The organism is Kocuria sp. SM24M-10, assembly GCF_001027955.1.
In the GTDB taxonomy this organism is placed as follows: domain Bacteria; phylum Actinomycetota; class Actinomycetes; order Actinomycetales; family Micrococcaceae; genus Kocuria; species Kocuria oceani.
The window spans coordinates 1-8,344 of the sequence record NZ_LDNX01000001.1 but is presented as its reverse complement, the minus strand read 5'-3'; the positions used below and the strand labels follow the sequence as shown (position 1 = coordinate 8,344).

The following is an 8,344-nucleotide window of genomic DNA, read 5'->3' as shown; positions in this document are numbered from 1 at the left end:
CGGCCCGCCGTCCGCGGCGGGCCGGGGCCCGGGCTTGCCCCGCGGCGGGCCGTCGCCCACAGTGGAGGGCGTGAACACTCCCGGACGCATCGCGCTCATCCGCCACGGCCAGACCGACTGGAACCTGGAGGAGCGGCTGCAGGGCGCCACGGACGTCCCGCTCAACGACACCGGACGGCACGAGGCCCGCGCCGTCGCCCGGCGGCTGCACGCCGGGGCGAGCCGCTGGGACGTGCTGGTCTCCTCGCCGCTCAGCCGCGCCGTGGAGACCGCGCAGATCATCGGCGGGGTCCTCGGCCTCGAGCTGAGCGAGACCTGCCCCGGGCTCGTGGAGCGCGGTTTCGGGCCGTGGGAGGGCTCCACCCTCGCCGGGCTCGAGGCGCAGGCCCGGGACGCGATCCTGGCCGAGGGGGAGCCGGCGGAGGAGGTGGCCCGCCGCGGCACGGCCGCGCTGCGCCGGATCCGCGACGCGCACCCGGGGCGCAACGTCCTGGTCGTGGCCCACGGCTCGCTGATCCGTCTGACGGTCTCCGTGCTCAACGGCGAGACCCACCCCCGGGTGCGCAACTGCGAGGTGGTCCCGGTGCGGACCGAGGCCCTCGACGACGCCCGGCTGCGGGACGACGTGCCCGAGCCCACCGCCCCCTGACAGGGCGGTGTTCGTTCAATAAGCTGGACGGACCAGGGACGGTCCCACGAGGTGCCGTCCACCCCTGGGGCGGCGACGGCGGCGCACAGACCGCGCCCCGTGCCGCCCACGGCGACGAAGGCGTGATGCGGCTGTGGCCCCTGACCAGTACACGATCCCCGACGAGGACCGCACGGAGACGCTCCGGGTGATCCCGCAGACCCCGCAGTGGGACGGAGAGCGGGCGTGGATCAACGAGTACTACCGCCACGTCCCGCAGGAGGACCTGCTCGCGCGCACCGAGGAGCAGCTGCGCGAGCGCGCCGACCACCACCAGGAGGTCGGCCGGGTGCGCGCCCCGGGCGAGATCGTCGTGGGCGTGCGCCAGGAGGACTCGAGCTCGGTGGTCTTCGTGGTCACCGAGGACGTGCCCTACCTCGTGAGCACCGTGAACGCGGAGATCGCCGCCAAGTGGGGCGGCGCCCGCCTGGTCATCCACCCCGTGCTGGTGGCGACCCGCGACGAGGACAGCCACGAGCTGCGCGAGCTCCAGCAGGTCCCCGACTTCTCCGCGAGCGCCAGCGGTGACACCACCGCGCTGCCGAGCCTGGCGAACTTCCGGGCCTCCGGCGGGACGCGGCACGTGGTGGAGTCCTGGATCTCCGTGGAGCTCTCCCGCCCGATCTCCGACGAGACCGCCCAGCAGCTCGTGGACCGGCTGTCCACCCTGCTCCGCGACGTCCAGCGCGTCGACGAGGACCAGGAGCAGCTCAAGGCGCGCGTCGAGCGGCTCGCCGGGGAGCTGGACCGGCTGCGCACCCTGGAGCTGCCCGGGGGCGGCCACCCCCCGATGGTCGGCCCCTCACAGGACTTCCTGCGCTGGCTGATCGGCGGCAACTTCATTCTCATGGGCTTCAAGGAGTACGACCTCGAGGAGACCGACGACGGCCTGGCCCTCGCCAGCCGGCCCGGGACGGGACTGGGCCTGCTCGTGGAGCACGAGGGCAAGCCCCACCGCCAGCAGCTCACCGGCCTGGGCCGGGAGCACGCCCGCGAGGCCGGCACCCTGTTCGTCACGAAGGCCAACCGCCGCTCGTCCATCCACCGCCGCGAGTACCTCGACTACGTCGGCGTCGCCAAGTACGACGACGAGGGCCGGATCGTGGGGGAGTACCTGGTGCTGGGGCTGTTCACCCGCCGGGCGTACAACACCCCGGCACGGGAGACGCCGCTGCTCAAGGAGAAGCTGGCGGAGGTCGCCGAGCGCTTCGGCTTCCTCGAGGACTCCCACTCCGCCCGGGACCTCATGGGCAACATCGAGGACTACCCGCGGGACGAGCTCTTCCACATGACCGCGGAGGAGCTCTACGAGATCATGCGCGGCGTCATGGGCCTGGACGAGCGGCGCCAGACCCGGCTGTTCCTGCGCCAGGACCACTTCGGCCGGTTCATGTCCGCGGTCCTCTTCCTGCCCCGGGACCGGTACAACACGTCGGTGCGCGGGCGGATCGAGGCGGAGCTGCGGCGGACCTTCGACGCCGAGTCCATCGACTTCGACGCCCGGCTGTCCGCCTCCACGCTGGCCCGGCTGTTCTTCCGCATCCGCCTGCCGTACACCGGGCAGGTGCAGTCCTTCGACCGGGCGGGCCTCGAGGCGCGGCTGCGCGCGGCCGTGCGGTCCTGGTCCGAGGCGCTGGTGCGGGCGATCCACCGCGAGTTCCCCGAGGACGTGGCCCGCACGCACGCCGAGAACTGGGCGGAGGCGTTCCCGGACGCCTACCGGGCGGACTACGAGATCGAGGAGGCCGTCGAGGACCTCCAGCGCTGCGAGGAGCTCTGGGGCCGCGACCCGGACCTGCCCGCGGAGGTGCGCGTGGTCGACGACCCCGGGGGCGTGCGGCTGAACATCTACCTCACCCGGTCCCTGTCCCTCACCGCGCTGCTGCCCATGCTGCAGAACCTGGGCCTCACGATCCTGGACCAGAAGCCCTACGAGGTCACCCCCGCCGACGGGCGCCACTTCCAGCTCTACGACTTCGGCGTGCGCCTGCCCGAGGGCGTGGACGCCATCGGCCCGGAGGACGCCCAGACCGAGGACCTCATCGAGGACACCCTGTGCGCGGTGCTGTCCAACCGCTCGGAGTCCGACTCCCTGAACCGGCTGGTCCTCACCGAGCGGCTGACGTGGCGGACGGTGGCTGTGCTGCGCTCCTACGTCCGGTACCTCCTGCAGCTCGGGCACCCCAACTCGTTCGACTACATCGCGGACACGCTCCTGGCCTTCCCCGCGGTCACCCGCGGGCTGGTCGAGTTCTTCGAGGCGAGCTTCAACCCCGCGCTCGACGACGCCGTGCGCGGCTCCCAGCGCGACGCCGCGCAGTCCCGGCTGATGGAGGCCCTCGACGAGGTCCCCACCCTCGACGCGGACAAGCTGCTGCGGGCGCTGACCGAGATCATGGCCGCCACCGTGCGCACCAACGTGTACCGGCACCGGCCCACCATGGCCTTCAAGCTCAACCCCGGGCGGATCAGCGCCGCCCCGCGGCCGCACCCCATGTTCGAGATCTGGGTGTGGTCCCCGCGGGTCGAGGGCACGCACCTGCGCTTCGGTCCGGTGGCCCGCGGCGGGCTGCGCTGGTCGGACCGCCGCGAGGACTTCCGCACCGAGGTGCTGGGCCTGGTCAAGGCGCAGATGGTGAAGAACTCGGTGATCGTGCCCAACGGGGCCAAGGGCGGGTTCTACCCCAAGCAGCTGCCGGACCCCGCCGTGGACCGCGACGCCTGGGTGCGCGAGGGCCGCGAGGCGTACAAGATGTTCATCGCCTCCCTGCTGGACATCACCGACAACCTGGTGCGGGACGAGGCCGGCCACGACGTCGTGGTGCACCCGGAGCACGTGGTGCGCCGCGACGGCCAGGACTCCTACCTGGTGGTGGCCGCGGACAAGGGCACGGCGTCCTTCTCCGACACCGCCAACGCGATCTCCGCGGAGTACGGGTTCTGGCTCGGCGACGCCTTCGCCTCCGGCGGGTCGGTGGGCTACGACCACAAGGCCATGGGCATCACCGCCCGTGGGGCGTGGGAGTCCGTGAAGCGGCACTTCTTCGAGCTGGGCGTGGACACCCAGACGGAGGACTTCACCGTGGTGGGCGTGGGCGACATGTCCGGGGACGTGTTCGGCAACGGCATGCTGCTCTCCGAGCACATCCGCCTGGTCGCCGCGTTCGACCACCGGGACATCTTCCTGGACCCGGACCCGGACCCGGCCGTCTCCTACGCCGAGCGCGAGCGGCTCTTCGGCCGGCCCCGCTCCTCGTGGCAGGACTACGACCGGGAGAAGATCTCCGCGGGCGGCGGGGTGTACTCGCGCACGGTGAAGTCCGTGCCGGTCTCCCCGCAGGTCCGCGAGGCCCTGGGCCTGCCGGACGGGGTCGTGGAGCTGTCCCCGATCGAGCTGATCCGCGCGATCCTCACCGCCCCGGCGGACCTGCTCTACAACGGCGGCATCGGCACCTACGTGAAGTCGGCGCGGGAGTCCCACACGGACGTGGGGGACAAGGCGAACGACGCGATCCGGGTCGACGGCGCGGACCTGCGGGTCAAGGTGGTGGGCGAGGGCGGCAACCTCGGCTGCACCCAGCTCGGGCGCGTGGAGGCCGCCCTCGGCGGCGTGCTGCTGAACACGGACGCGATCGACAACTCCGGCGGCGTGGAGTCCTCCGACCGCGAGGTCAACATCAAGATCCTGGTGGACCGGATGGTCGTGGCCGGAGAGCTGACCGCCGAGGAGCGGGCCGGGTTCATCGAGGCCATGACGGACGAGGTGGCGGGTCTCGTGCTCGAGACCAACGTGGCCCAGAACGTGCTGCTCACCACCGAGCGGGCCCGCGTGCGGGACCTCAACGAGGCCTACATCCGGTTCATGCACTGGCTCGAGGACACGGCCGACCTCGACCGGGCGATCGAGTTCCTGCCCACCGACGAGCAGCTGCGCGAACGCGCCCGCACCGGGCACGGCCTCACCTCCCCGGAGCTGTCCGTGCTCGCGGCCTACGCCAAGATCCAGCTCTCCGAGGCCCTCGTCGAGGGCGGCCTGGCCGAGGACCCCTGGTTCGGGGAGGTGCTGGAGAAGTACTTCCCGGAGCAGATCACCCGGCGCTTCGGCGAGCTCGTCGGCACCCACCCCCTGCGGGCGGAGATCATCGGCACGATGGTCGCCAACCAGATGATCAACTACGGCGGGATCGCCTTCGTCTACCGGGTCATGGAGGAGACCGGGTGCGAGCCCGTGGAGGTCGCCCGCGCGTTCGTGGCGGCGGTGCAGATCTACGAGATCGAGCGCTACGCCCACCAGCACCAGGAGCTGCCCGCCGACGTGCCCACGGAGGTGTGGGACCGGATGTTCCTGGACATGCGCCGGCTGCTGGACCGCGTGGTGCGCTGGCTCATCCACCGGCAGGAGACCGCCAACCCGGTCGCCGAGGTCATCGAGCGGTACAAGCCCACGGTGGACATCCGCTTCCTCGAGGACCGGCTGCTGGGGGAGGACTCCCGTCAGCGGGTCGACTCCCACGCGGAGGCGGCCGCGCGGCAGGGCGTGCCGGGCCCGCTGGCCACCGAGTGGTCGCAGCTGCTGGACGCGTTCGCGCTGCTCGACGTCGCCCGCCTCGCCCACGCCTCGGGCGAGGCCGTGACCGAGGACGGCGCCCTCGACGAGGAGCAGATCAAGACCATCGCCAAGGTCTACTTCCGGCTCTACGACCGGTACCGGATCGAGAGCCTGCTCAACCGCATCACGGACCTGCCGCAGACCACCCGCTGGGAGAACCTCGCGCGGATGTCCATGCGGGAGGACGTCTACGCCACGCTCGTGGCGCTGGCCGACCAGGCGCTGCGGGCGCCGGGGCGGACCGCCCGCGAGAAGGTCGACGCCTGGGAGGAGGCCAACGAGTCCCGCCTGGTGCGGCTGCGCCAGGTGCTCGGGGAGATCGAGGCCGAGAGCACGGGCGAGCCCGCCACCGAGCTCGCGTCCCTGTCCGTGGCCCTGCGGACCATGCGCAGCGCCCTGACCGGGTAGGCCGGCCGGTGGAGGGAACGGCCGCGGTCGTCGGCGCGGGGCCCAACGGGCTGGCCGCGGCCGTGGTCCTGGCCCGGGCCGGGCTCGACGTCACGGTGCACGAGGCGGCCGGCACACCCGGCGGGGCGGCGCGCTCCGCCGCGGTGCTCGGCCCGGGCACGGTGGTGGACCTCGGCTCCGCGGTGCACCCCTTCGGGGTGGCCAGCCCGCTGTTCTCACGGCTGGGCCTGCACCGCCACGGGCTGGAGTGGCTGCACCCGCCGGTGGTCGCGGCCCATCCCCTCGACGACGGCCCGCCCGGGCTGCTGCACCGCTCCCTCGAGCGCACCGCCGCGGAGCTCGGTCCGGACGGCCGGGCCTGGTCGGCGCTGCACCGGGGCGTGGTCGGGCGCTGGGAGCAGACGGTGGAGTCCGCCCTGGGCCCGCTCGTGCGGGTGCCCGAGCACCCGGCGGCCCTGGCGTCCTTCGGGCTCCGGGCGCCGTGGCCGGCCGCGGCCACGGCGCGGGCGCTGTTCCGCACCGAGCAGGCCCGGGGCCTGTTCGCCGGATCCGCGGCGCACGCCGTGCTGCCCCCGCGCCACGTGCTGACCTCGGCGTTCGGCACGCTGTTCGGCGCCGCCGCCCACGCCACGGGCTGGCCCGTGGCCCGGGGCGGGTCCCAGGCGATCGCCGACGCGCTCGTGGCCGACCTCCGGGAGCACGGGGGCCGCGTGCTGCTGGACCGCCCGGTGACCGACCTCGCCCAGGTGCGCCCGGCCGAGCTGGTCCTGCTGGACCTCACGCCCCGGCAGGTGCTGGGCCTGGGCGGGCTCGAGCTGCCGCCCCGGTACCGCCGGGCGCTGTCCCGCTGGCGCTACGGGACGGCCTGCTACAAGGTCGACCTCCTGCTGGACGGCCCCGTGCCCTGGCGCGACCCGCGGGTGGCCCGGGCCGGGACCGTGCACGTGGGCGGGACGCTCGCGCAGATCGGGGCCGCGGAGTCCCAGGCCCGCGCGGGACGGCTCCCCGAGCGGCCGTTCGTCCTGGTGGCCCAGCAGGGGGCCGCGGACCCGTCCCGGGCACCGGCCGGGCAGCAGGTGCTGTGGGCCTACGCCCACGTCCCGCACGGCTGCGACGACCCCCGGGCCGGGGAGCGGGTGCTCGAGCAGCTGGAGCGCTTCGCCCCCGGCGTGCGCGACCGGGTCCTGGCCCGGGTCGACACCCCGCCGTCCGGGCTGCAGGCGTGGAACGCCAACCTGGTGGGCGGCGACATCGGAGGGGGCGCCCTGGACGGGCTGCAGCAGGTCTTCCGGCCCGTCGTCCGGGCCGACCCCTACGCCACCGGCGTGCCCGGGGTCTTCCTGTGCTCCTCCTCGACCCCGCCCGGCGGCGGGGTGCACGGGATGGCCGGCTACCACGCGGCCCGCCGCGCCCTGACCGGCCTGGCCCGCGAACGGCGCCGCGCCGGCGGGGGGCCCGGCTGAGCGCACCGGCCCGCGGGACCGGGCGGGACGGGCGGGCGCGTCGAGTGGAGGACGCGGGCGGCGAGGCCGGGCGGAGGAGCCCGGGCGGGCCGGCGCGGGGCCTCAGCCGCAGGCGCACACCCCGGCGTAGGTGGTGCCCGCCAGCTCGCGGATGCGTGTCACGTAGCCCCGGGTCTCCGCGAACGGGGGGATCCCCCCGTGCCGCAGCACCGCGGTGGGCCCGGCGTTGTAGGCCGCCAGCACCAGGTCGATCTCCTCCTCGGCCGTGGCCGGCTCGAGGCCGCCGACCATCCGCCGGAGGTCCTTCAGGTACCGGCCCTGGGCGCGGATGGCGTCGCGCGGGTCGAAGGGGTCCCCCCGCCCGTACCGCGCCCACGTCCTCGGCATGAACTGGGCGAGGCCCTGGGCACCGGCCGGGCTCACGGCCCGGGGGTCCCAGCGGCTCTCGACGTCGAGCTGGGCGGCGACGATCTGCGGCGGCAGCCCCGAGAACTCGGCGGCGGCCAGGACGTCCTCGCCCCACGGCTCGGGCACGGGAGCGGTGCGGCTCGGCCCGCCGGTCCCGGCGGGGTCCGGGCCGCGGTCGGAGGTGTTGGCGTGGATCAGTCCTCCCGTGCCGATCAGCAGCAGCAGCACCGAGGCCAGCAGGAACCACGAGGAGCTGCGCGCGGGGCGCTCCTCGGGCTGCTCGGCGTCCGGGCGTGCCGGCTGCAGGACGGTGGTGGACATCCGTCCCAGGGTAGGAGCGACGGTGGGGGCAGGTCTGCGGCCTCTTGGGGGGACAGCCGGCCGCGACCGCCTACGATGAGGGCGTGACCGCCGAGATCATCGCCACCCTCATCACCGCCGTCCTGCTCGTCGTCGGATGCCTCGGCGTCATCGTCCCGGTCCTGCCGGGCTCGATCCTCATCGTCGTGGGGCTACTGGTCTGGGCGCTCACGGTGCAGGCGGTGGAGGGGTGGACGGTGCTGGTCGTCGGCTCCGTGCTGGCGGTCATCGGGATGGCCGCGAGCGCGGTGCTCACCGGCGCCCGGCTCAAGCAGCGGCAGATCCCCAACCGCTCCCTGCTGTACGCGGCGGCGGGCGCCGTGGTGGGGCTGTTCGTGATCCCGGTCGTGGGGATCTTCGTGGGCTTCTTCGTCGGCCTGCTGCTGAGCGAGACCGCCCGTCAGCGCG

The 8,344-nt window shown here is 74.1% G+C and carries 5 protein-coding genes; 4 read left to right on the top strand and 1 reads right to left on the bottom strand.

Annotated features, from left to right (window positions below; translation table 11 throughout):
• Positions 1 to 70 precede the first annotated feature (70 nt).
• The 3 genes from ABL57_RS00025 (at position 71) to ABL57_RS00015 (ending at position 7,168) form a co-directional block, all read left to right on the top strand.
• Positions 71 to 649, top strand: coding sequence for a histidine phosphatase family protein (locus tag ABL57_RS00025; protein ID WP_053004661.1), 579 nt, complete (start codon positions 71 to 73; stop codon positions 647 to 649).
• 133 nt (positions 650 to 782) lie between these two features.
• Positions 783 to 5,705, top strand: coding sequence for an NAD-glutamate dehydrogenase (locus ABL57_RS00020; RefSeq protein ID WP_203225523.1), 4,923 nt, complete (start codon positions 783 to 785; stop codon positions 5,703 to 5,705).
• A gap of 8 nt (positions 5,706 to 5,713) precedes the next feature.
• The gene (locus ABL57_RS00015) at positions 5,714 to 7,168 is read left to right on the top strand and encodes an NAD(P)/FAD-dependent oxidoreductase (protein ID WP_047801405.1); all 1,455 of its coding nucleotides are present in this window, start codon (positions 5,714 to 5,716) and stop codon (positions 7,166 to 7,168) included.
• Positions 7,169 to 7,270: 102 nt separating this feature from the next.
• On the opposite strand, the gene ABL57_RS00010 is transcribed toward ABL57_RS00015, so the two are convergent.
• A complete protein-coding gene (locus ABL57_RS00010; protein ID WP_047801404.1) occupies positions 7,271 to 7,897 on the bottom strand; it encodes a lytic transglycosylase domain-containing protein in 627 nt (208 codons plus the stop codon).
• 83 nt (positions 7,898 to 7,980) lie between these two features.
• Here ABL57_RS00010 and ABL57_RS00005 point away from each other — a divergent pair.
• Positions 7,981 to 8,344 (top strand): DUF456 domain-containing protein (locus ABL57_RS00005; protein WP_047801403.1); only part of this gene is annotated, 364 nt, incomplete at its 3' end.